Origin of the sequence: Nocardia sp. NPDC050413 (assembly GCF_040655475.1) — a bacterium.
Taxonomy (GTDB): Bacteria; Actinomycetota; Actinomycetes; order Mycobacteriales; family Mycobacteriaceae; genus Nocardia; species Nocardia coubleae.
On record NZ_JBFAJZ010000004.1, the window covers coordinates 162,156 to 185,443 of the forward strand.

The 23,288-nt window shown below is 68.6% G+C and carries 21 protein-coding genes; 8 read left to right on the forward strand and 13 right to left on the reverse strand.

Features of this window, described 5'->3' with window-relative positions; genetic code table 11:
- Positions 1-233 precede the first annotated feature (233 nt).
- On the forward strand, positions 234-1,874 hold the full coding sequence (locus AB0I19_RS13105) for a peptide chain release factor 3 (protein WP_357148082.1): 1,641 nt from the start codon (positions 234-236) through the stop codon (positions 1,872-1,874).
- A gap of 21 nt (positions 1,875-1,895) precedes the next feature.
- On the opposite strand, the gene AB0I19_RS13110 is transcribed toward AB0I19_RS13105, so the two are convergent.
- Both AB0I19_RS13110 and AB0I19_RS13115 read right to left on the reverse strand, forming a co-directional pair.
- Entirely contained in the window at positions 1,896-2,456 is a 561-nt protein-coding gene (locus tag AB0I19_RS13110) for a nuclear transport factor 2 family protein (RefSeq protein WP_341805455.1), read from the reverse strand.
- 232 nt (positions 2,457-2,688) lie between these two features.
- Entirely contained in the window at positions 2,689-3,561 is an 873-nt protein-coding gene (locus AB0I19_RS13115) for an Abi-alpha family protein (RefSeq protein WP_084456787.1), read from the reverse strand.
- Positions 3,562-3,900: 339 nt separating this feature from the next.
- On the opposite strand from AB0I19_RS13115, the gene AB0I19_RS13120 reads away from it, so the two are divergent.
- A complete protein-coding gene (locus AB0I19_RS13120) occupies positions 3,901-5,223 on the forward strand; it encodes a hypothetical protein (RefSeq protein WP_357148085.1) in 1,323 nt (440 codons plus the stop codon).
- A complete protein-coding gene (locus tag AB0I19_RS13125; protein ID WP_067637936.1) occupies positions 5,214-6,050 on the forward strand; it encodes an Abi-alpha family protein in 837 nt (278 codons plus the stop codon). Before AB0I19_RS13120 ends, AB0I19_RS13125 begins: the two co-directional genes overlap by 10 nt.
- On the opposite strand, the gene AB0I19_RS13130 is transcribed toward AB0I19_RS13125, so the two are convergent.
- Both AB0I19_RS13130 and AB0I19_RS13135 read right to left on the reverse strand, forming a co-directional pair.
- Complete coding sequence (locus AB0I19_RS13130; protein ID WP_357148088.1) at positions 6,047-7,837, reverse strand: ABC-F family ATP-binding cassette domain-containing protein; 1,791 nt, start codon at positions 7,835-7,837, stop codon at positions 6,047-6,049. The genes AB0I19_RS13125 and AB0I19_RS13130 overlap by 4 nt on opposite strands.
- A gap of 183 nt (positions 7,838-8,020) precedes the next feature.
- Complete coding sequence (locus AB0I19_RS13135) at positions 8,021-8,956, reverse strand: 4-(cytidine 5'-diphospho)-2-C-methyl-D-erythritol kinase (RefSeq protein WP_357148091.1); 936 nt, start codon at positions 8,954-8,956, stop codon at positions 8,021-8,023.
- A gap of 173 nt (positions 8,957-9,129) precedes the next feature.
- Between AB0I19_RS13135 and AB0I19_RS13140 the strand changes: the two genes are divergently transcribed.
- Positions 9,130-9,336, forward strand: a complete 207-nt coding sequence (locus AB0I19_RS13140) for a cation transporter (protein ID WP_357148093.1) — start codon at positions 9,130-9,132, stop codon at positions 9,334-9,336.
- Positions 9,337-9,378: 42 nt separating this feature from the next.
- Here the strand turns inward: AB0I19_RS13140 and rsmA are convergent, their stop codons facing one another.
- The 5 genes from rsmA to AB0I19_RS13165 form a co-directional block, all read right to left on the reverse strand.
- On the reverse strand, positions 9,379-10,248 hold the full coding sequence (rsmA, locus tag AB0I19_RS13145; RefSeq protein ID WP_357148096.1) for a 16S rRNA (adenine(1518)-N(6)/adenine(1519)-N(6))-dimethyltransferase RsmA: 870 nt from the start codon (positions 10,246-10,248) through the stop codon (positions 9,379-9,381).
- A 34-nt stretch (positions 10,249-10,282) separates the two neighbouring features.
- Complete coding sequence (locus AB0I19_RS13150; protein WP_357148098.1) at positions 10,283-11,425, reverse strand: lipase family protein; 1,143 nt, start codon at positions 11,423-11,425, stop codon at positions 10,283-10,285.
- Positions 11,426-11,486: 61 nt separating this feature from the next.
- Positions 11,487-12,617: an alpha/beta fold hydrolase gene (locus AB0I19_RS13155; protein WP_357148595.1), complete on the reverse strand. Its 1,131-nt coding sequence runs from the start codon at positions 12,615-12,617 to the stop codon at positions 11,487-11,489.
- 116 nt (positions 12,618-12,733) lie between these two features.
- Positions 12,734-13,861 carry a transglycosylase family protein gene (locus AB0I19_RS13160; protein WP_357148101.1) on the reverse strand — a complete coding sequence of 376 codons (1,128 nt, stop codon included), beginning with the start codon at positions 13,859-13,861 and terminating at the stop codon, positions 12,734-12,736.
- 173 nt (positions 13,862-14,034) lie between these two features.
- Positions 14,035-14,868, reverse strand: a complete 834-nt coding sequence (locus AB0I19_RS13165) for a TatD family hydrolase (protein ID WP_357148104.1) — start codon at positions 14,866-14,868, stop codon at positions 14,035-14,037.
- 22 nt (positions 14,869-14,890) lie between these two features.
- On the opposite strand from AB0I19_RS13165, the gene metG reads away from it, so the two are divergent.
- On the forward strand, positions 14,891-16,456 hold the full coding sequence (metG, locus tag AB0I19_RS13170; protein WP_357148107.1) for a methionine--tRNA ligase: 1,566 nt from the start codon (positions 14,891-14,893) through the stop codon (positions 16,454-16,456).
- Between the two features lie 51 nt (positions 16,457-16,507).
- Here metG and rsmI read toward each other — a convergent pair whose 3' ends face one another.
- Positions 16,508-17,335, reverse strand: coding sequence for a 16S rRNA (cytidine(1402)-2'-O)-methyltransferase (gene rsmI / locus AB0I19_RS13175; RefSeq protein WP_357148110.1), 828 nt, complete (start codon positions 17,333-17,335; stop codon positions 16,508-16,510).
- A gap of 150 nt (positions 17,336-17,485) precedes the next feature.
- On the opposite strand from rsmI, the gene AB0I19_RS13180 reads away from it, so the two are divergent.
- Positions 17,486-19,081, forward strand: a complete 1,596-nt coding sequence (locus tag AB0I19_RS13180) for a phospholipid carrier-dependent glycosyltransferase (protein ID WP_357148113.1) — start codon at positions 17,486-17,488, stop codon at positions 19,079-19,081.
- Positions 19,082-19,085: 4 nt separating this feature from the next.
- Here the strand turns inward: AB0I19_RS13180 and AB0I19_RS13185 are convergent, their stop codons facing one another.
- Together AB0I19_RS13185 and arcA are read right to left on the reverse strand one after the other, a co-directional pair.
- Positions 19,086-19,442 carry a GntR family transcriptional regulator gene (locus AB0I19_RS13185; RefSeq protein ID WP_181696698.1) on the reverse strand — a complete coding sequence of 119 codons (357 nt, stop codon included), beginning with the start codon at positions 19,440-19,442 and terminating at the stop codon, positions 19,086-19,088.
- A complete protein-coding gene (gene arcA, locus AB0I19_RS13190) occupies positions 19,442-20,677 on the reverse strand; it encodes an arginine deiminase (RefSeq protein ID WP_067485485.1) in 1,236 nt (411 codons plus the stop codon). Before arcA ends, AB0I19_RS13185 begins: the two co-directional genes overlap by 1 nt.
- A gap of 121 nt (positions 20,678-20,798) precedes the next feature.
- On the opposite strand from arcA, the gene soxR reads away from it, so the two are divergent.
- Entirely contained in the window at positions 20,799-21,284 is a 486-nt protein-coding gene (gene soxR, locus AB0I19_RS13195; protein WP_067485487.1) for a redox-sensitive transcriptional activator SoxR, read from the forward strand.
- Between the two features lie 32 nt (positions 21,285-21,316).
- Complete coding sequence (locus tag AB0I19_RS13200; protein ID WP_357148117.1) at positions 21,317-22,069, forward strand: isocitrate lyase/phosphoenolpyruvate mutase family protein; 753 nt, start codon at positions 21,317-21,319, stop codon at positions 22,067-22,069.
- Positions 22,070-22,084: 15 nt separating this feature from the next.
- On the opposite strand, the gene AB0I19_RS13205 is transcribed toward AB0I19_RS13200, so the two are convergent.
- A complete protein-coding gene (locus AB0I19_RS13205) occupies positions 22,085-23,212 on the reverse strand; it encodes a glycosyltransferase (RefSeq protein ID WP_357148120.1) in 1,128 nt (375 codons plus the stop codon).
- Positions 23,213-23,288 lie beyond the last annotated feature (76 nt).

Sequence of the window (23,288 nt, forward strand, 5' to 3'; positions counted from 1 at the left end):
AACGAGGACGACCGGAAGGCCGAGCCGCGTCGATCACGGTGAGCACACGGGGTGCGACTCACCCTCGCCGAGACAACCCGACCACCATACCGCACCCGATCGGCCGACCTGAAACCGCTCCGGCTCCGAACTCCCAGCCCCCACGCCCCGACCTCGAGGAGGGGCCGCGACCTCGAGCACGTAGACGCTCCAATAAACTCGATTGGTTGCCGACCACTGCGAGAGGTTCTGTGTTGACCGAGTCCGGAGAGAGCGCCGTCCCCACCCCGCGCGGATTGCCCGCCGAGGTGGCCCGTCGCCGCACGTTCGCCGTGATCTCGCACCCCGACGCGGGTAAGTCGACGCTCACCGAGGCGCTGGCGCTGCACGCGAAGATGATTTCCGAGGCGGGCGCCATCCACGGTAAGGCCGGTCGCAAGTCGACCGTGTCGGACTGGATGGAAATGGAGAAGGCACGCGGTATCTCCGTGAGTTCGACCGCGCTGCAGTTCAATTACCGCGCGGCCGGTTCGGATGTCGACAGCGTCATCAATCTCGTCGATACGCCCGGTCACTCCGATTTCTCCGAGGACACCTACCGGGTGCTCACCGCTGTCGACGCCGCGGTGATGCTGATCGACGCCGCCAAGGGCCTCGAGCCGCAGACGCTCAAGCTGTTCCAGGTGTGTCGGCACCGTGGCATCCCGGTGATCACGGTCATCAACAAGTGGGACCGTCCGGGCCAGGCACCGCTGGAACTGCTCGACGAGATCAGCGAGCGCATCGGCCTCACCCCGACTCCCCTCTTCCTCCCGGTCGGTATCGCGGGCGACTTCCGCGGCCTGCTGCGCCGCGGCCCGGAGGGCGAGGCGACCGAGTACATCCACTTCACCCGCACCGCCGGTGGCGCGACGATCGCCCCCGAGGAATCGCTGACGCCCGCCGAGGCCGAGGCACGCGAGGGTGAGGCGTGGACCACCGCCGCCGAGGAGAGCGAACTGCTCTCGGCCACCGGGCAGGACCACGATCAGGAACTGTTCCTCGCCGGGCAGACCTCGCCGGTCATCTACGCCTCGGCGATGCTGAATTTCGGTGTGCGCCAACTGCTCGAGACCCTCGTCGCGCTGGCGCCGGCACCCGGTCCGCGCGCCGATGTGAACGGCAGAGCCCGCGAGACCCGTGACCCGTTCAGCGCGGTGGTGTTCAAGGTCCAGGCAGGCATGGACACGGCCCACCGCGACCGGTTGGCCTTCATGCGCATCGTCTCGGGTGAGTTCGAACGCGGCATGGTCGTGACGCATGCACAGACCGGTCGCCCCTTCGCGACCAAGTACGCGCTCACGGTGTTCGGCCGCGAACGCACCACCGTCGACACCGCCTACCCCGGCGACGTGGTCGGCCTGGTGAACGCGACCGCGCTGGCACCGGGGCACACCCTGTTCGTGGACAAGAAGGTCGAGTTCCCGCCGATCCCCAGCTTCGCGCCCGAGCACTTCGCGACGCTGCGCGCCCAGAGCGCCGGCAAGTACAAGCAGTTCCGCAAGGCCATCGACCAGCTCGATTCCGAGGGCGTCGTCCAGGTGCTGCGCAACGACGCGCGCGGCGATGCCTCCCCCGTGCTCGCCGCCGTCGGGCCCATGCAGTTCGAGGTGGTCACCGCCCGTATGCAGGCCGAGTTCAATGTCGAGACCCAGCTCGACTTCCTCGCCTACAGCCTGGCCAGGCGCACCGATGCCGAGTCGGCGCCGGAACTGGACCGCCAGCGCGGAGTCGAGGTGTTCACCCGCACCGACGGCGCGATCCTCGCCCTGTTCAGCGACAAGTGGCGGCTGCAGTACATCGAGAAGGAACACCCGGATCTCACCCTCGAGCCGCTGGTTGCCACGGCCGACTAGCTGTCTGGGCCGGGAGGGCGGTTACTCCTCCGGTTCGCGTTCCACTCGGGAGACGTCCTGGGAGATCATGCCCCAGCGGCTCGCGGTGAGCCGCAGGCTCGGCAGGTCGCTGAGCGAGAGGACCACCTCGTAGGTGCGTTCGTAGCCGGTGTGCGCGATGCGCCAGTAACCGTCGTCGCAGCGCACGTAGCGGTCGGTGTAGAACGCGGCGCCGTGCAGGCACATGTTGTGTTCGGGGATGAGCACGGTGTCGGCGAGATACCAGGTGCCGGTGGCGGTGTCACCGTCGACATCGATTTCGGGATGGTCGCACCGGTGCTCGGTGATGACGTGCGGGCCGAGGGTGTTGCGCAGGAAGGCGAGGAAGGCCTCGCGCGACTCGAACTGCAGGTATTCGCTGTAGGTTGCCGTGGCCTCGGGCACGAGGGTGTCGGCGAACTCGTCCCAGGACTTGGTGTCCAGCGTGCGCAGATAGCGGAATTTGAGCCTGCTGATCGCGGTGACGTCGTCGGGGTGCTCGGGTGGGCGCGGCTTCGGTTGCTCGGGCGGCGCGGCGGCGGGCTGTTCGTCGTCGGCGATCACACTGTCCGTCCCGTGCCCGGCGACCAACGGCTCCTCCGCCCCGGGTAACAGCGGCCCTGAGCGTTCACGACGCACATCGACCTCCTCGACGCGCGCGTTCACAGACCCGGGCCCTTGCTCCATGCCTCCACGATCCCACCGGATGGCCCACGCGAGGCGGATCTGTACCCGATCGCTACCCCTGTCGAAACCGGAGTGTGACCTGCGCCCGCTCGGGCGCGGACTGTCTGGGCTAGCCGATGGTGAAGCAGGTGCGGCAGAAGTCCTCGCCGAATTCCGAGAGGCGAAGGCTCTTGCGCACGATCTTCGGCGCGCGCCCGGCCTTCTTGAGCGCCTCCTCGACCACCGGCTGCACCTCGAGCACCATGTAGCGGCTCAGCACCACCGGGTCGTCGGAGGTGAGGGTGAGACCGAGACGGTTGAGGTTGATGAGGTAGGAACGGGCCCGGTCGGGATAGCGCACGCCTGCCTGTTCGGGCACGGAGGTGAGGTCGCCCTGCACGAGTTCCGAGCCGATGCCGAGCGGACGGTTGGTCCGCACGTCGACGGCGGGCTGGGGACCGTTGAGGGCCATGAACCGCAGGATGCGGGCCTCGTCGGGGGCGATCTCGTCGAGGATGCGGTCGTAGGCGGGGTGCACGTCCTCGGTGAAGTACACATCGGCCGAACGGGCCAGCAGCGCATCGCCGCGGCGGCGCAGCTCCTCAGTGGTGGTGGAGCGCAAATACGGGCCGACCGCGAGGGACTGCTGGCCCGAACCGTTGGTGGTCGGCACATAGCTGACGATCTCGCGCACCGACCCCTCGGTGACGCCGAGGGCACTGCGGGCGATCGAGCGCAGCGCGTTGCCGGTGCGCTCGGCGATATCGGCGGACGACTCACCGTCGAGCGCGGCCTGCGCCAGCTCCTTGGTGACCTCGTAGGTGGTGCCGACGGCCCACTGGCTGCCGCGCACGGCGGTGCCCGCGGCCAGTCCGGCCGCCCGGAACACCCCGCGGATCAGGCGGGCTTCGTTACTGATCTGTCGCTGCTCGACATCCGAGCTGCGCTCGACGGCGCGGGTACCGGCACGGGCCAGGTCCTGTCCGGTCCTGTCGTCTGTCAACGTCCTACTCCGAAGTCTCGCCGTGGACAACGATCGCCCACCAGATTATTGCCCGACCACGCTCCAGGCACAGTGCGATCTACCGCGCGCCCCTGTCCGCGCCTCGATTGTGGCCTGTTACGAAATGTGGTGATGGTCATTGTTCCGACTCGGTGGGCCGAGTGCGGCATCCGCGACAGGTTCTGTGACTGATGTCTCAGACACTACCCTGTGGCCTGGAACACGGCGAATGGACCCGGTTCCGTACCTCACAGTAGGGTCACCTCGCTGCGGGGGTGCTAGTTTTTTGAACGCCGGTGAAGGCGGTGGTCACCGGGTATCGGCAGGAGGGTGTCGTAAGTGCTGGAAAGTGTGTTCGGTATACATCCGACGCTCCTGCTCGAAATTCTGACCATCCCGTTGTTCACAGGCGTCATCGGTTACATCACCAACTGGACCGGCATTCTCATGCTGTTCCGGCCGCTCGAGTTCCACGGCGTCAAGCTGCCCGGCCTGCGCACGGTGTTTCCCTACCTGCCCAAGCGAATTCAGGTGCTGCCACTGCTGAGTTACGACGGCCGCATCGGCTGGCAGGGCATCGTCCCCTCGCGTGCCGACAAAATGGCGAGCATCGCGGTCGACAAGGGCCTGTCGAAACTGGGCAGCGTCTCCGACTTCTACCGCGAACTCGAACCCGACAAACTCGCGGAGCACCTGGCCGAGGTGGCCGACGCGCAGATTCGCGACATCGTCGAGGTGATCCTGCGCCGTGAGCATCCGCAGCTCTGGTACAACCTGCCAACCCAGGTCCGGGAGATGATCCACCAGCGGGTGCGCTCGCAACTGCCGGAGATCCTGCGCGAACTCACCATCGAACTCGGCACCAATATCGATCAACTGCTCGATGTGAAGCAGATGGTGATCCGCTATTTCCAGGCACGCCCGCAATTGCTCAACCAGTTGTTCCAGGTGCTCGGCGCCAAAGAACTCCGGTTCATGCAGAATTTCGGTTTCTATTTCGGTGCGCCCTGCGGCCTGCTGCTCGTACTGGCACTGCACACCACTTCGCTCTCGCCCCTGATCGTGCTGCCGCTCGGCGGCATCGTGATCGGCTGGGTGGTGAACTGGGTGGGTCTGAACATGATCTTCGCGCCCGCCGAACCCAAGTGGTGGTGCCCGTGGCGGCAGGGTCTGCTCATCAAGCGTCAGCCCGAAATCACTTCCGGCTACGCGGCTTTGGTGTCGACCGAGGTGCTCACCGTCGCCAACATCGGTGACGAACTGCTCAACGGCCCGCGCTCGGACCGCACCCTGCAGATGCTCGAGGACACGCTGCGCCCGGCCGCCGACCGCGCCCTCGGCCCGGCCCGGCCCGCGGTGAAGTTCATGCTCGGCAGCCGCGAATACGACTCGCTGCAGTCCACCCTCACCGCCGAGGCCATGACAATCGCGCCCATGGCCTTCGCCGACCCCGCGTTCAATGTCCAGCAGGGCCGCCAGGTCAACGAATTCATCGCCCGGCAAATGTCCGCGCTTTCGCCGCACGACTTCGTGGACATGCTGCGTTCGGCGATCAAACAGGACGAATGGTTGCTTTTCGTCCATGGCGGCGCGCTCGGGCTCATTGCCGGATACGCTCACATCCTGGTCTTCGGAACAGGAGTAGCGACGACATGGATGTAGACGACGGACCTCCGTCCACCGAACTGGTGCGACGGTCGGTGCCGTCGCCCGATGCCCGCCGCGGTGTGCTCCCGGTATCACCGGTGCGCACCGCCCGCGCGGCGACCGGTGTCGCGCGCGTGGCGATCACCGCCGCGTCGGGGATGACGATGTGGACCCTCGACACCGCCCTCGGTGTCACGGTCACGGTGCTGCGCGGCAGTATCGCGGGCGCACCGCCGGCCGAGGTACTCGCCGACGCGCAGACCGAAGTACGCGACCGGCTGCGCAACGCCCTCGGCCTTCCCCAGAGCGGGGAACAGCACGGTGGTCCGGGCATGCCGACGCTGCGCGAACAGGGCGCCGAACTGCTCCGCCTGTCGGCGAGCACCCATGCGGTGGCACCGGATTCGCACCCGGCCTACCCGGGCATCCTCGCCGAGATCACCCCCGACGAGGCGCGCATCCTGCGGTTTCTGCACGTGGACGGACCGCAGCCGTCGATCGACGTGCGCACCGGACGTCAGCGGGCGTTCGGCGGCGAGCGCCTCATCAGCGGGCTCACCATGCTCGGTGAGCATGCGGGCCTGCGCTTTCCGAACCGGGTGCCGCAGTACCTGCCGAACCTGCGCAGGCTCGGGCTCATCGAGTCCACCCGTGAGCCGGTGGGCAACCCGAGCCGCTACCAGCTCATCGAGGCACAGGAACAGGTGCGAGAGGCGTTGAAGCGCGCCAGTTTCGGCACCAAGGTGAGCTACCGCAGCATCGTGCTCACCGAGTTCGGCGCCGACTTCGTCCAGACCTGTTTACCGGTCGTGATCAACGACGGGCGAGAGACAGCAACCTAGCTCTCCGCCAGCTCGGCCAGTTCCATCCAGCGCTCTTCCGCCGCTTCCTTTTCCGCGACGACCTCTTTGAGCTCGGTGTTGAGCTTGACGAGTTTGTCCGGGTCGGTGGCGGCGTCGGCGAGGGCGGTGTGGAGTTTCTGCTCGCGCTCGTCGAGCTTGGCGATGGAACGTTCCAGGCGCGAGAGCTCCTTGCGCGCGGCACGGCGGTCGGCCGAATCCGTCGACGTGGCGGTCGACTTGGTGTTGATCGGCTTGGCGGCGTCGGTCTGCGCGGCGCGGCGGGTGAGGTACTGGTCGATCCCGCCGGGCAGGTTGGTGAGCTTGCCGTCGCCGAACAGGGCCCAGGTGGAGTCACAGATGCGTTCGACCAGGTAGCGGTCGTGACTGATGACCACGAGGGTGCCCGCCCAGTTGTCGAGCAGGTCCTCGAGCTGCTGCAGGGTGTCGATATCGAGGTCGTTGGTGGGCTCGTCGAGCAGCAGCACGTTCGGTTCGGCCATCAGGATGCGGGTGAGCTGCAGGCGACGGCGTTCACCACCGGAGAGGTCACCGACCGGGGTGCGCTGACGGGCGGGGGTGAACCCGAGCCGCTCGGCGAGCTGACCGGCCGAGATCTCCTTGTCGCCCAGCATGATTCGCTGCGCGATCTGCTGCACGGCCTCCAGCACACGCATATCGGTGGGCAGGTCGTCGAGTTCCTGACGCAGCCAGCCGATCTGCACGGTCTGACCCTGGATCCGTTTACCCGAGGCCGGTTCCGCGTCGCCGGCCAGGGCACGCAGCAGCGTCGTCTTGCCCGAACCGTTCACGCCGACGAGACCGACCCGTTCGCCGGGCGCGAGCCGCCAGGTGAGGTCGCTGACCAGCTCGCGGCCGTCGGGGGTGGTGAGGGTGGCGTCTTCGAGCTCGATCACCACGCGCCCGAGGCGTTTTCGGGCGAAGGCGGCCAGCGAGACGGAGTCGCGCGGCGGTGGCACATCGGCGATCAGCGCCTCGGCGGCCTCGACGCGGTAGCGCGGCTTGGAGGTGCGGGCCTTGGCGCCCCGGCGCAGCCAGGCCAGTTCCTTACGGGCCAGGTTGGCGCGGCGCGCCTCGGAGGCGTCGGCCTGGCGGGCGCGTTCGGCGCGGGCGTAGATCCAGTCGCCGTAGCCGCCCTCGTAGGTCTCCACTTTGCCGCCGACGACCTCCCAGGTGCGGGTGGCGACGGTGTCGAGGAACCAGCGATCGTGGGTGACGACCACCAGCGCGGTACGACGGGCGATCAGGTGCTGTGCCAGCCACTGCACACCCTCGATGTCGAGGTGGTTGGTCGGCTCGTCGAGCACCAGCAGGTCGAGGTCGCGCACGAGGGCGGCGGCCAGCGCGACGCGGCGGCGTTCCCCACCGGACAGGTTGGTGACCGGGGTGTCGAGGCCGAGGTCGGCGATGCCGATGCCCTCGAGCACCGTGCGGATGCGCGCGTCGGCGGCCCACTCGTGTTCGGCGATGTCGACGGTCGACAGGTCGTCGGACAGTCCCGCGAGCACGACCGACCCGATCGTCGCTCCCTCAGGCAACACACCGCGCTGGGTGACCACGGCCATCCGCAGCCCACCGACCCGGCTCACCCGGCCGCTGTCGGGCGGTTCGAGACCCGTCAGCACCTCGAGCAGCGTGGTCTTACCGCCACCGTTGAGACCGACCACCCCGATTCGTTCCCCGGCGTGGATGCCGAGGGAGACGTCGTCCAACAGCGGCTTGATGCCGAAGCTCTTGGAGACTTGTTCGAGGTTGATCAGGTTCGACATTTCCGCCTCTCCGCGAATTCAAGCCAGACATAGGTGCGGGGGCACGGCGCGCCGGCGGCCGACAGGCGGAACGCGGGGCCAGTTAGCCCGTCCCCGATGAGTTACCCATGTTCTTGCGAGATCTATTGGTACGAATCGTAGAGGATGCGGCGCCAGCCGCCCGCGGCAGCTCGGTGACGGCGGTCAGTGCTTGGCCTGCGGCTCGTGGTCGAGCACCCGTGCGCCGGGGACCGGGCCGCTCGCGGTGCGCACGCTGCGGCACACGCCCGCACCGGCCAGTTCGGCGGCCACCGCGATGGCCGCTTCCTCCGTCTCGCACAGGAACGCACAGGTCGGCCCGGACCCCGACACCAGTCCGGCCAGCGCACCGGCTCCTACCCCGGCGCGCAGGGTGCGGCGCAGTTCCGGTTTCAGGGAGAGGGCGGCTGCCTGCAAGTCGTTGCCGAGCAGCGGGGCGAGGGCGTGCGGGTCGCCCGCGGCCAGGGCCTGCAGGAGTTTCTGCGGGTCGCCGAGGCGGGGCGGGTCGCCTTCCTCGCGCAGACGGTCGAGTTCGCGGAAGACCGACGGGGTGGACAGCCCGTCCTTGGCGAGGGCGAGTACCCAGTGAAAGGTGTTGCGCGACAGCACGGGCAGCAACCGTTCACCGCGGCCGGTGCCCAGTGCGGTACCACCGTGCAGGGCGAACGGCACGTCGCTGCCGAGTTCGGCGGCGACCGAGGCCAGTTCGTCGCGGCCGAGGCCCAGGTCCCACAATTCGTTGAGCCCGACGAGCGCGGCGGCCGCGTCGGCGCTGCCGCCCGCCATGCCGCCGGCCACCGGGATGCCCTTGGCGATGGCGATCTCCACGAGTGGCGCGCGCCCGGCCAGGTGGGCCAGCGCGACGGCGGCCTGCCAGACGAGGTTGGTCCGGTCGGTGGGGACCTGCGCCGCGCCCTCCCCTGTCACCCGGACGGTGAGCGAGGCGGCGGGGGCCATTCGTAGGTCGTCGGACAGGGATAATGCCTGGAAGACCGTGGTCAGGTCGTGGTACCCGTCGGCGCGCAGATCACCGACTCCGAGATGCAGATTCACCTTCGAAGGAGCGCGCACGACGACCGGGCTGGGCACAACTGACAGCACGATCACCAAGCGTAACCGGTAGTACCGACGAGTATGTGTGCCGAAACGGCCGACCGGTCGGTGGGTATCCGTGATGGACGAACCCAGGGCTTGCGCTCAGTACCCATGGGGGGTATGTTCGTTCGTGTCGGGGGCATACCCCGGGACCGTATATTCGAGCGAAGGAGTCGGCCATGGCCACCACCACTTACACCGTCACGGGGATGACCTGCGGACACTGCGTGAGCTCGGTCAAGCAGGAGATCGGCAAGATCGACGGTGTCACCGGCGTCGACGTCGACCTGGCCAGCGGACTCGTGCGCGTCGACAGCGCGAACGAGGTGTCCGAGGCCGAGGTGGCCGCCGCCGTCGACGAGGCGGGCTACGAACTCGCCCGCTGACCCTGCTGTGGCCCGCACCGACGGGGTGCGGGCCACAAGGGTTCAGCCCTGAGCGGCCAGTTTCACGAACGCGGCGGTCTCGAGGGTCTCGCCACGCGCCGTCGGATCGATACCCGCGGCGACGAGCCTGCGCTCGGCCTCGACGGGCGAACCCGCCCAGCCGGACAGCGCCGCCCGCAAGGTCTTTCGCCGCTGGGCGAAGGCCGAGTCGATCACCTCGAACACCCGCCTGCGATGCGCGTCGTCCATCGGCCACGGCGGTTCGGCATACCGATCGATGCGGACCAGACCCGATTCCACCCGCGGCACCGGCCAGAACACCTGCGTACCCACATGACCCGCGCGCCGGACCTTGCCGAAGAACCCCGCCTTGACGCTCGGCACCCCGTACACCCGGTTGCCCGGTTCGGCGGCGAGCCGGTCGGCCACCTCGGCCTGCACCATCACCAGCGAGACCTTGATGCTCGGCAACTCGGCGAGCAAGTGCAGCAGCACCGGCACGGCCACGTTGTACGGCAGGTTCGCCACCAGCGCGGTCGGTTCGGCGGGCAGCTGATCGGCGCGCACACGTAGCGCGTCGGCCTCGACCACCCGCAGATTCCCGACCAGGCCGGGGGCGCGATCGGCGACGGTTTCGGGCAGGTAGTTCGCGAGCACCGGGTCGATCTCCACGGCGACCACCTGGTCGACCACATCGAGCAGGGCAAGCGTCAGCGAGCCGAGACCGGGGCCGACCTCGAGCACCGTGTCGCCGCGACCGACGCCCGCCGCGGACACGATGCGCCGCACCGTGTTCGCGTCGTGGACGAAGTTCTGCCCGAGCTGTTTGGTCGGTCGCACGCCGAAGCGTTCGGCCAGCGTACGCACCTCGGCGGGACCGAGCAGCGCGGCGGATTTCTCAGGTTCGGGCACTGCTAGAACTTACCAACCTCGCCGATCGGGCAGCTCAGCGCTGTGGCGGGGCGGCGTTGACCCGGGCGAGGAAGGCATCGATGGCATCGAGCTGCGCCGGTGTCACCGAGCCGTGTGTGCCGGTGCCGGGCAACACCTGGTGGTCCACTCCGTTCACGGCGAACTGAGCGACCAGCGCCGCGTGCAGCGGGGACGGGACGATCGTGTCGGTGACATTCATGGTCAGCAGGATCGGCGCGTCGTAGCCGCTGGTCGGCAGGGCCATGTAGGCCGCGAGGGCGCCGCGCAGCGGTTCGATCGGGCGGACGAACATATCGCGCGAGGTCATCCCCTTGGTCTCGGCGACGATCGTGTCGAGGCACTGGCCCGCGGCCGCGTCGATGACGGCCTTGCCACGCGGCGTGAGGTAGGAGTCCACGTCGAGTTCGGGGTGGGTGGCGCGCAGACCCGCGAGGATGCTGACGAGGAAGATCGTGCTCCCCGGCGGTCCCGGCACGTCCGGTCCCATGAACGGCAGGACCTTCTCGACATCGGAGGCGGCATCGATGGCGACCGTGCCCCGGAAATCGAGTTCGGGAGCGTAGGAGGACTGGACGTGAGCCGAGCTCAGCGCCGCGTGCCCGCCCTGTGAGGTACCGACCACGCTCCACGTGCGCGACAGGTCGGGTTCGGCGGCGCGGGCCGCGCGGATCAGATCGATGGTCGCGGTCGCCTCGCTGCGCACCTCGAGATACGGGTGCGGACCGGTGTCGAAGCGGCCCAGGCCCAGGTAGTCGGGCGTGACGACGGCGAAGCCCTGCTCGACGAAGCGTTTGATGAGCCGGTCCTCGGCCGCGCGCTGCGCCGGGAACGGCGCGGTTTCCGGGTCGGCTTGACCGCCGCAGCCGCGGCCGGAGCCGGAACTGCCGTGGTCGTAGGCGATGATCGGCCAGCCGGTGGCGGGTGCGTCACCGCTCGGCAGGAACAGCGCACCGCTGGCCGGGCGGGCGACGCCGGCGGAGTCGGTCATCCAGTACTCGATGGACGAGCCGCGATCCAGGCCGTGCCAGCCCGCCGCCTCGGCCTGGGCCGAAATGAGCGAGCCGGGCGTTTCGGCGGACGCGGGAGCCAGACCGGCGAGCAGCGCGGCGGAGGTCAGGGCCGCGACAACGGCCGCTCTGATCGGCTTGTCAGACATGGACTCGTCTCTCCACCAGGGGATCATGAACTTGGACGAGTGTACAGATAGCGGGTGGGGATCAGCGTGCTCGAGCCAGGAATTGATCGATAGCCACCCACATCGCCGGGCTCAACTGGGTATGACTCCCCGTGCCGACCACCGTCTCGAATGCCACGCCGCCCGCGGCGAACTGCGCCGCGAGCGCCGCGTGCAGCGGGGACGGCACCGTCCGGTCGGTGGCGTTCACCAGCAGCAGGATCGGTGCGTCGTAACCGCTGGTCGGCACGGCCATGTAGTCGGTCATCACCGAGCGCAGCGGTTCCTCGCCGAGCGAGCGCGACAGCAGGTCGCCGAGATAGAGATCGGTGACCCGGTCGTCGATGGCGTCCTGGCACAGCGTGCCGATCTCGTCGAGCACCTGCCGACCGAGCGGGCTGAGGTAGCTGTCGACCTGCGCCTCCGGCCGGGCCGCACGCAATCCGGCGAGAATGCTCGCCGAGAAACCGAGGGTGCCGCCGCTCACGCGGTCCGGGTTGCCCGGGCCGAGCAACGGGGCGACCTTCTCCACATCCGAGGCCGGGTCGACGGCGATGGTGCCACGGAAATCCAGCTCCGGCGCGTAGCTCGCCTGCCGGTGCGCGGTGGCGAGCGCGGCATGCCCACCCTGCGACATCCCCGATGCCAGCCACACCGGCGAGAGCTCCGGACGCACCGACCGGGCGGCGCGCAGCAGGTCGAGCGTGGCGGTCGCCTCGGTATCGATGTCGAGGTACGGATGCGGCCCGGTGTCGAACCGACCGAGTCCCAGATAATCCGGGGCAACCACCGCGAACCCGCGCGACACCACGTGCCGGATGAATTCGTCTTGCCCCACTTGCGATTCCGGCCACGGCGCCCCCGCCGGATCCGATTGCCCACCACAACCGGAACCGAGCCCGGTGGTGCCGTGGTCGTAGGCGACGATCGGCCACCCGCCCTCGGGCGCGGTGCCGTCGGGCAGATACAGCACGCCGCTGGCCGGCTGGGTCGCCCCACCGATTCCCCTGGTCGAGTAGTCGATGACCTCGGCGTTCAGGCCGCGCAGCACCGCGGGCATCACGGCGAGCACCTCCCCGGGCGACTCCGCGCGCGCACCCGGCGCACCGACTCCGAGTCCCACCGAAACAGCCACCGCCGCAGCCGCGCATCGCATCGCCGAAACACCGCGCATCTCAACCACCCGTCGACTCGTCCGAAGCCGACCCCACCGCACGAGCACAGCAGACCCGGCGAAACGAGAGCACGCTACCCCACGGCAATCCCCCGCCGTGACAGCGACTTACCGGATCAGCTGAGGCCGAGGCGGCCGGTGCAGGCGGGCCAGGCGCCCCAGCCCTGGCGGGCGCGGGTCACTTCGGCGATGGCGATCTGTTCCTCGCGGGTGGCCAGGTCGGCGCGGGGGGCGTACTTGAGGCCGCCCTGGCGTTCCCAGGTGCTCTGGTCGAACTGGATGCCGCCGTAGTAGCCGTTGCCGGTGTTGATCGACCAGTTGCCCGTCGACTCGCACTTGGCCAGCGCGTCCCAGATGTCGCCGTCGCGGACCGGCGGCACCTCGGTGCCCGGCTTGGCGCCCTTGCGGATGGTCTTGGGCTGGGCGGGGGTGATGACCTTCGAATTGGTCTGCACGCGATGGGCTTCCACACCGTTGATCATGGTCACCGCGAAGGTCGCCTCGTGCAGGCCGGGCGCACCGGGGTTCTCCACGACGGTGCGGCTCATGTTCATCGTGACGTCCTCGATCACCTGCTCGGCGGGTTCCAGCGGCAGGGTCTCGGTGCGCTCCTCGATACGCTGACGGGTGACGGTGACCTTCATATCGCCGGTGAGCGGGGTGCTCGCTGCGGGCTCGGCGAAGTCCTGGTCTTTGAGCGGGATGCCCGCGGCGGTGAGGAAATCGCCGACGGTCGGGGCGGCCAGGCGCACGTCGACCGGTTCGCCACCACCGTCGACGACGGTGACGGTGCGCGGGGTGTACACGCTCAGCGCGGCACCGGCCAGCGGCAGCTTCTCGGTGCGAGTGGGCACCACGTGGGTGTCGGCCGGGATCTGCATCTGCGCGAGCGCCTCACCGGCGGTGATGCCGGTGGTCCACACCTTGCGTTCGGCGCCGTCGACGATCACCGTGATCTCGCGGCCGCGGTTGAGGGTGATGGTCGCGCCGTCGGACACCTTCGTGCCCGCCGCCGGGCGGACGTCGTCGTGTTCGGTGATTTCGTAGCCCGCGTCGTCGAGGATCGCGCGCACATCGCGCGACATCGTGGTGAGCTCGACGCGTTCTCCGTCGACCACGATCGCCACCGTCTTGTGGTTGACGATGGCCATCGAGGCGCCGACGAGCAACACCAGCAACAGGGCCGCCGCCGCCGCGTACAGCAGCGGCGAGCGGGACGAGTTGATCCGTGCGAAAGCCGACATGGTTACGGAACGATAACGAGCATGTCGACGTGGGACAACAGGGTGCCGCCCGATCAGCGGGACCACACATCACGATTCGATATAGACATCGCAGGTAGATAACGAATCCGACACACAAATGTGAGCCGAAACACGTTTATTGTCGAGACCCCTGGCGGGTCCGCGAAGCGGACTTATCGGATGCGATAGAGCCTGCGGGCATTCGCCGTCGTGATCTCGGCCAACTCCGCCGGATCCTGCTCACGGATCTCGGCCAGCGCGCGCACCGTGTACGGCAGGCAATACGACTCGTTCGGCGCCCCGCGATACGGATGCGGCGTCAGATACGGCGCGTCGGTTTCGACCAGGATCTGATCGTCGGGCACCAGCTGGGCCGCCTCCCGCAATTCGTGCGCGTTCTTGAAACTCACCGTTCCCGAGAAACTGAGCACATACCCCTCGGCCACACACGCCTGCGCCATGTTCGCGTCCGAGGAGAAGCAGTGGAAGATCACGGTGTCGGGGGCGCCCTCGTCGAGCAGCACCGTGAGCAGGTCGTGGTCGGCCTCGCGGTTGTGGATCATCAGCGGCTTGCGCACCCGTTTGGCCAGGTCGATGTGCCAGCGGAAGCCCTCGATCTGGGTCTCGATGTCGGCGCAGCCGTCGAGTTTGCCCGGCCAGTAGTAGTCGAGGCCGGTCTCACCGATCGCGACGACGCGGGGGTCGGTGGCGAGGTTCTCCAACTCGGCCATGGCCTTGTCGTCGAGAGCGTTCGCGCGGGTGGGGTGCAGCGCGACGGCCGCGTACACGCGCGGGTCCCAGTGCGCGGCCCGAACCGCCCACTGCGCGGCGGCGAGGTCGTCGGCGACCGTCACCACATGGCCCACACCGACGGCGGCGGCCCGGTCGACGATCGCGGTGGTCGAGGCGGCATCGGTCGCACCGCAGGCGTCGAGGTGGGTGTGCGCGTCGATCAGCGGCGCGAGCGGTGCGGGAGGAGGCGGAGCCGGACGATTCTGGTTTGCCACGCGGATTACAGTAGTTGCCATCATGAGCGAGCGAAGCGAGCAGCAGCCGGCCTTCTACATCACCACGGCCATCGCCTACCCGAACGGTGCACCGCATATGGGGCACGCGTACGAGTACATCTCCACCGACGCGCTTGCCCGCTTCAAGCGCCTCGACGGCTTCGACGTGTTCTTCATGACCGGCACCGACGTGCACGGCCAGAAGATGCAGCAGACCGCGGCCGCCGAAGGCGTTCCGGTACAGGAACTCGCCGCCCGCAACTCCGACGTGTTCGAGGCCATGGACAAGGCCCTCGACGTCTCCTTCGACCGCTTCATCCGTACCACCGACGAGGACCACAAGGCCGCGAGCGTCGCCATCTGGGAGCGCATGCTCGCCAACGGCGACATCTACCTCGACAACTACTCCGGCTGGTACTCGGTACGCGACGAGGCGTTCTACACCGAGGAGGAGACCACCCTCCTCGACGACGGCACCCGCGTGTCCACCGAGACGCAGACCCCGGTCACCTGGACCGAGGAGTCGAACTACTTCTTCAAGCTCTCGCAGTACCAGGACAAACTGCTCGAGCTCTACGAGACGCACCCCGAATTCATCGCCCCGGCCACCCGGCGCAACGAGATCGTGAGCTACGTCAAGGCTGGGCTGAAGGATCTGTCGATCTCGCGCACCACCTTCGACTGGGGTGTTCCGGTACCAGGTCATCCCGATCACGTGATGTACGTGTGGGTCGACGCGCTCACCAATTACCTGACCGGCGTGGGCTTCCCGGATACCGACTCCGAGCGGTTCCGCAAGTTCTGGCCGGCGAACGTGCACATCATCGGCAAGGACATCACCCGCTTCCACACGGTGTACTGGCCGGCGTTCCTGATGTCGGCGGGGATCGAACTGCCGGAACGCGTGTTCGTGCACGGGTTCCTGTACAACAAGGGCGAGAAGATGTCGAAGTCGACGGGCAATATCGTCGACCCGCTCGAACTGGTCTCCACCTACGGTCTCGACCAGGTGCGCTTCTTCCTGCTGCGTGAGATCTCCTACGGCCAGGACGGCAGTTACAGCAACGAGGCCATCGCGGGCCGCATCAACAGCGACCTGGCCAACGAATTCGGCAACCTGGTGCAGCGCAGCCTGACCATGGTCAACAAGAACTGCGACGCCAAGGTCCCCACGCCGGGCGAATTCACCGCCGACGACCGCGCCCTGCTCGACCGCGCGGCGGGCCTGCTCGACAAGTGCCGCACCGAATTCGACGCCCAGCAGATGCATCTGGCCCTGGAAGCCGTCTGGCTCACCCTCGGCGAGACCAACCGCTACTTCTCCGCCAATGCCCCCTGGGCCCTGCGCAAGTCGGGCACCGAGGAAGACCTGGCCCGCATGGCGACGGTCCTCTACGTCACCCTCGAGGTGGTCCGCATCGTCGCGATCCTGGTCCAGCCGGTGATGCCCGGCTCCGCCGCGAAGATCCTCGACCTCCTCGGCCAGGAAGCCCGCACCTTCGCCGATATCCCCAACTCCCTCGTCCCCGGCACCGACCTCCCGGCCCCGGAACCGGTGTTCCCCCGGTACGTGGAGCCGAAGGAGTAGATTCAGAACAACTGCGGCGCACCCGATCTCGGATGCGCCGCAGTGTCGTCTTCACTCGGCAGAGCGGGCGGCGAGTACGGCGTCGTAGAGTTCGCGGCGGGAGGCGCCTCGGCCTGCCGATACTTCCGCGCAGGCGTCTTTGAGGCGCATACCGCTCGCGACGAGGGTTTCTACTTCGTCGACGAGTTGGGCCGGTTCGGCCGTAACCGGTTGGGCGCCTTCGAGAACCACGGTGATTTCGCCGCGCGCACCGTCTACCGCCCATTCGGCGAGTTCGCCGAGGGTGCCGCGGACGACCTCTTCGTAGGTCTTGGTGAGTTCGCGGCAGACTGCCGCGCGGCGGTCGGGGCCGAGGACGGTGACGGCGTCGGCGAGGCAGTCGGCTAGTCGGTGGGGTGCTTCGAAGAAGACACAGGCGCGTTGTTCGGAAGCCAAGGTGCGCAACCACTCCCGGCGCTGGCCGCCTTTGCGCGGTGCGAAACCGTCGAAGCAGAACCGTTCGACCGGCAGGCCCGACAGGGCGAGCGCGGTGGTGACGGCCGACGGGCCGGGCAGGCAGGTGACGGGCAGGTCGCGTTCCACGGCGGCGGCCACCAGTCGATAACCGGGGTCGCTCACCGACGGCATGCCCGCGTCGGTCACCAGGAGCACCGTGAGCCCGCTCGCGATGTCGTCGAGCAGGGCGGGGATGCGGGCGGTCTCGACATGGTCGTAGAAGCTGACGACGCGACCGGTGATCTCCACCCCGAGCGCTTTGGCGAGCGATCTGGTGCGGCGGGTGTCCTCGGCGGCGACCACATCGGCCGTGCCGAGCGCGTCGCGCAGACGCTGCGACGCATCGCCGATATCGCCCATCGGGGTTGCCGCTAGGACCAACACGGTGGGGTTCCGCCTCTCCGGGAGTTCGGCCGCAGGCGGTGCGTGCGGCGCGCGGTGCCAGTGGATGGCGCGACGCCCATTCTGTCAGGTGACCCGGTCCCGACCGGTGTCGGCTCGGCCCGAGTCGGTGGCACCGCCTACGATCGGGGCGTGATCCCGGTGACCGAAGCCCGTTCGACGCGCCCGGTGTCGGCCGTGGTGAGCCCGGTGCCACTGCGACCCGCCCCCGATTTCGGGCCGCTCGACACCGCGCGGGGCTGGGCGGTCACCCTGGTGCTCACGGTGATCGCGGGCATCACCCGCTTCCTGAACCTGAACTATCCGACCGACGCGCGCACACCGGTTTTCGACGAGAAGCACTACGCCCCGCAGGCCTGGCAGATGGTCACCGGCGGCGGAGTCGAGGACAACCCCGCCTACGGCCTGGTCGTGCACCCCCCGGTCGGCAAACAGTTCATCGCCCTCAGCGAGGCCCTGTTCGGCTACAACGCCTGGGGCTGGCGCGGCACCGCCGCCCTGGCGGGCACCGTGCTGGTGCTGCTGGTGATCCGGATCGTGCGCCGGATGTCGCGCTCCACCTTGATCGGCGCGTTCGCGGGCATCCTGCTCATCGCCGACGGCCTGACCTTCGTGTCCTCGCGCATCGGCATGCTCGACATCTTCATGGCGTTGCTGGTCACCGCCGCGTTCGGCTGCCTGATCGTCGATCGCGACGAGGTGCGTGAGCGGATGGCAGCCGCCGACCTGGCCGGTCGCGTCGGGCTCACCGACTGGGGACCACGGCTGGGGGTGCGCTGGTGGCGTTTCGGCGCCGGTGTGTTGCTCGGTCTGGCCTGTGGAACCAAATGGTCGGGCATCTACTTCATCATGTTCTTCGGGCTGATGAGCGTGGCGTTCGACGTGAGTGCCCGGCGCGCGTACGGGGTGCGCAGGCCGTGGGTCGGCACGCTGGTGCGCGATGTGGGGCCGGCGCTGTACGCCCTCGTCGTCATTCCGCTCGTGGTGTACCTGTCGTCGTATTGGGCGTGGTTCGCCAGCGAGACCGGGACCTACCGGCACGCGGTCGGCAATCAGATCGGCACCGGTGGGGCGTTCGCGTTCCTGCCCGACGCCCTGCGCTCGCTCTGGTACTACCAGGGCGAAACCCTCGACTTCCATTCGACTCTCACCAATTCGGCGGGCAATCACCACCCGTGGGAATCCAAGCCGTGGACCTGGCCGATGGGTCTGCGTCCGATGCTCTACTACTACGCCGATGGCACCGTCACCGGTTGTGGCGAGGCGCAGTGTGTGAAGGCCGTGATGGCCATCGGCACCCCGGCGCTGTGGTGGCTCGCGCTGCCTGCGCTCGGCTGGATGATCTGGCGCAGCGTCACCCGGCGGGACTGGCGGTACGCGGCGGTGCTCGTCGGGTACGGCGCCGGTCTGCTGCCCTGGTTCCTCACCCTCGACCGGCAGATGTACTTCTTCTACGCCGTCGTGCTCGCCCCGTTCCTCGTGATGGGTGTCGCGCTTGTCCTCGGCGACATCCTCGGTTCGTCACGGCCGGTGGGGATACCGCGCAGCCCGAGGGGCACCTACCTGCCCGCCCCGGTCGACGAGCGCTATGCCCTCGGGCTGCTGATCGTCTCCATCTACCTGGGCCTGGTGATCGCGAATTTCGTCTGGCTGTGGCCCATTCTCACCGGGATGCCGATCAGCCCCGCCACCTGGCAGGACCACCTCTGGTTACCGAGCTGGCGCTGACACCTCAGCCGAGCGCGCGGTGGACGAAGTCGATGGCATCGCTGTCGGTGAGGCCGAGCCTGCGGATGGTCGTCACGTATTCGACGGCGGCGCGGCCGGCGATATCGCGGGTCGGGTCGCCCGACGACGCGATGAAAGAGCCCTGGCGGCCACGGGTTTCGAGGACACCGTCGGCCTCGAGTTCGCGGTAGGCGCGGGCGACGGTGTTGGGTGCGATACCGAGGTCGGCGGCCAGCGCCCGCACGGTGGGGATCTTGGTGCCCGCCGTGAGCGTGCCCGCGCGGACCTGTTCGATCACCGCCATGCGCAACTGTTCGTAGGGCGGCTGGGTGGAATCGGCGGACAGCTCGACGTGGAACATCACACCTCGTCTCGGGACAGCGGGCAGGACATGCATCGGGGGCCGCCGCGCCCGGACCCCAGCTCCGAACCCTGGATGGTGAGCACCTCGATCCCCGCGTCGGTCAGGCGGGAGTTGGTCATCTCGTTGCGTTCGTAGGCCACGACGACGCCGGGGGCGAGCGCGAGGGTGTTGTTGCCGTCGTCCCACTGCTCGCGTTCGGCGGCGGGCCCGTCGCGGCCGGTGTCGATCACCCGCAGGGTCGGGATGCCCATCGCGGCGGCAGCGGCGGGCAGGAACGGTTCGGGGCCGCTGATGCTGATGCGTTCGGTGTCACCACGGCCGGCGAAGCCGTCCTCGCGACGAATCGTGAACGCCTGCAAGGTTTCCCGGACGCCGGGGTACATCACCACCGCATCGGTGTCGACCATGGTGCACACGGTGTCCAGGTGCATGGTCGCGCGGTTCTGGGCGATCGGCACCACCAGCACGGTGTGCGCGAGGTCGTCGTCGAAAAGACTGCGCGCCAACGCTTCCGCACCGGCGGGCGTGGTTCGCTCGCCCACGCCCACCGCGACGACACCGGGAGCGAGCAACAGCACATCACCGCCCTCGATGGGGGCCGTGTGCGATTCGTAGGCCCGGCGCACGCCGAGGAAACGAGGGTGGAAGGCGTAGACGAGGTCGGTGATGGAGGTTTCGCGACTGCGCGCGGGCAGGGCAAGCGAGGTGATCGCCACCTTGGGACCGACCCAGAACGACGAGTCGCGGGTGAACAGCAGGTTGGGCAGCGGGTCGATGACGAAATCGGCACCGTGATGCATCCGCCGCACCAGCGACGTGGAGTCGGGACCGAACGGCAGTTCGTCGAAAGTCATTCCGGCCATGAGGATATCGGCCAGTTCGGGGGCCTCGACCTTGCGGAGTTCGGCGGCGAGCTGGTCGGCGAGATCGTGGCCGAGCCTGCGCGCGTCGACGGCGGCGGAGATGCCCTGGATACGGGCGGCGCCGCTGGTCGCGAGTGTTTCGGTGAGCAGGTCGGCGAGCAGCAGCACCTCCACGCCGCGCCCGCGCAGGACGGCGGCGAAGGCGTCGTGTTCCTCCTGGGCGCGTTCCACCCAGGGGATGCCGTCGAAGAGCAGCTGATCGTTGTTGCTCGGGGTGAGCCTGCGCAGCTCATCGCCGGGCCGGTGCAGCAGCACCGTGCGCAATGTGCCGACCTCGGAGGTGACAGCCAGGCGCGAGTCCGTTCCCATGCCGAAACCGTAATGCGAGCGGGGCGCGCCTGCCAGGAGGACCCGCACCGAGTCACCCCGTTTTCGTACACCACACAAGTACCTCAAGTATGGTTGAGGTGAAAGCGGGAGGAGACAGGAAATGACGACGGCCGATTGGCAAACGAAGGAGCTGACCCCCGGGCAGCTCTCCGAGCGTAGTGGAGTTGCAGTGTCCGCGTTGCACTTCTACGAACGCGAAGGTCTCATAACGAGTCGTCGAACCAGTGGCAATCAACGCCGCTACGCACGCGAGACGCTGCGGCGGGTGGCGTTCATCCGCATCTCCCAGCGCGTCGGCATCCCGCTCAGCGATATCCGCTCCGCGCTCGACCGGCTGCCCGAGGGCCGCACACCGACCCGACGCGATTGGGAGGCCGTGTCGACCACCTGGCGTGCGGACCTCGACGAACGAATCACCCAGCTCACGCGACTGCGCGACAATCTCACCGGTTGCATCGGCTGCGGCTGCCTGTCGCTGGGTTCGTGCAAGCTCGTCAACGAACACGACCGCCTCGGCGCGGAGGGGCCGGGCGCGCGCGTGCTCGATGTACACCTGAACTGTCCACCGAAAAGTGGCTGCGCCTAGCCACTGCCGCACGGCTGGGGCATCATCGCGGTATGACTTCACTCGAGACCCGCGCCAAGTCCCTGCTCGCGCTGCACCGTCCCGGCGATCCGGTGGTCCTGCCGACGGTGTGGGACGCCTGGTCGGCGAATGTCGCTGTGAATGCAGGTTTTTCGGGACTGACGATGGGCAGCCATCCGGTCGCGGACTCGATCGGGCGCCCCGACGGTGAGGGGATGAGCTTCGACGAACTGCTCGCGCGTGTCGCGCAGGTGACCGCCTCGGTGGAGGTGCCGGTGTCGGTCGACATCGAATCCGGGTACGGCCTCGAACCGTTGCAGCTCATCGACGGCCTGCTCGGGGCGGGTGCCGTCGGCCTCAATATCGAGGACACCGTGCACAGCGAGGGCAAGCGGCTGCGCGAGGCCCAGGAGCACGCCGACCTGGTGCGCGGCCTGCGCGAGGCCGCCGACGCCACCGGCGTGCACGTGGTCGTCAATGCCCGCACCGACCTGTTCCTGCGCCAGGACGGCGAGGAATCCGACCGCGTCGACCGCGCCATCGCCCGCCTGACCCTCGCCGCCGAAGCGGGCGCCGACGTGCTCTACCCCGTCGGCCGCCACAGCGACGAAACCCTGCGCCGCCTCACCACCGAACTGCCGCGCCCGGTCAACGCGATCGGCCAACCCGGAACTCCCGCCAAGGCCTATTTCGCCGAGCTCGGGGTAGCCCGGATCAGCTTCGGCCCCTTCCTCCAGGCGGCGCTCGCCACCGAAGCGACCCGTCTGCTCGAGACCTGGAAGTAGTCCGGCTGAGGTAGGTCAGCGGTTCAGGACCGCGAGCATGCCTGCCACCGCTCGCGGCCAGGTGAATTGTTCGGCGCGGTGGCGGGCGGCTTGGCGACGGTCGGTGGTCGGCATGGCGAGGACGTCGGTGACGGCTCGGGCGAAAGCTCGGGGGCGGTCGGCGGCTACGGCGCCGCATTCGGCGGTGATGATGTCGGCCAGGGCCGAGGAGCGGCTGGCCACGACCGGGGTGCCCGCGGCCAGGGCCTCCAGGGCGGCGAGGCCGAAGGTTTCGTGCGGGCCGGGGGCCAGGGAGACGTCGGCGGTGGCGAGCAGGGTCGCCACCTCGGTGCGGTCGCTGATGAAACCGGTGAAGTGCACGGCCGGTTCGCCGCCGGGTAAGGGCGGCAGGGTGCGGGCGCGGCGTTCGAGGGATTCGCGGCGGGGGCCGTCGCCCGCGACGACCAGACGGGTCGGCATGCCCGCACGGTGCAGGGCGCCGATCGCCTCGATGCTGCGGTCCACCCGCTTCTCCACCGACAGCCGCCCGCAGTGCACGAGCAGTGGATAACCGTCCACGCCGAGGTCGGCACGGAGCTGCCGGTCGCGCTTGCGTGGGCTGAACAGGTCCAGGTCGACGCCGAGCGGGACGAGTTCGACATTGGGGGCGCCGATCCGCTGGAACTCCTCGCGGGCGAAATCGGTGGTGCACACGACCATGTCGTAGTCGTCGGCGGTGCGCCGGTTGGCGACGTCGGCGCAGCGCCGGGCGGCGGGCCCGGGGAGCACCTGACCGAGCAGCCGGTCGAGCCGTTCGTGCGAGATCATCACGCTTGTCACGCCGCGCCGTCCGGCCCACCGCCCGAAGCCGCGCAGGGTCAGCCGGTCGGACACCTCGAGCACGTCGGGCCGCAGCCCGGCGAGTACGTCGGCCACCGCCCGCGGGTCGGCCGCGCGGTAGCCGCCGGTGAACGGAATACCGAAGGCGGGCAAGGTGATTCGCAAAGCCCCGGTGGACAGCACTTCCTCGCTGCGGCGCGGGCCAGGCACGATCAGCACCACCTCGTGCCCGGCGGCCACATACCCTTCCCCCAGGTGGTGCAGCGCGGTGCGCAACCCACCGGATCGTGGGCCGTAGAAATTCGCTAGCTGCACGATGCGCACATGCCGATGGTCCAGCCGTCCGGGTTACTCGCGGCTCCTGCCCGTGGAATGGCAGGTGAACACCCGTGAAAGAGCC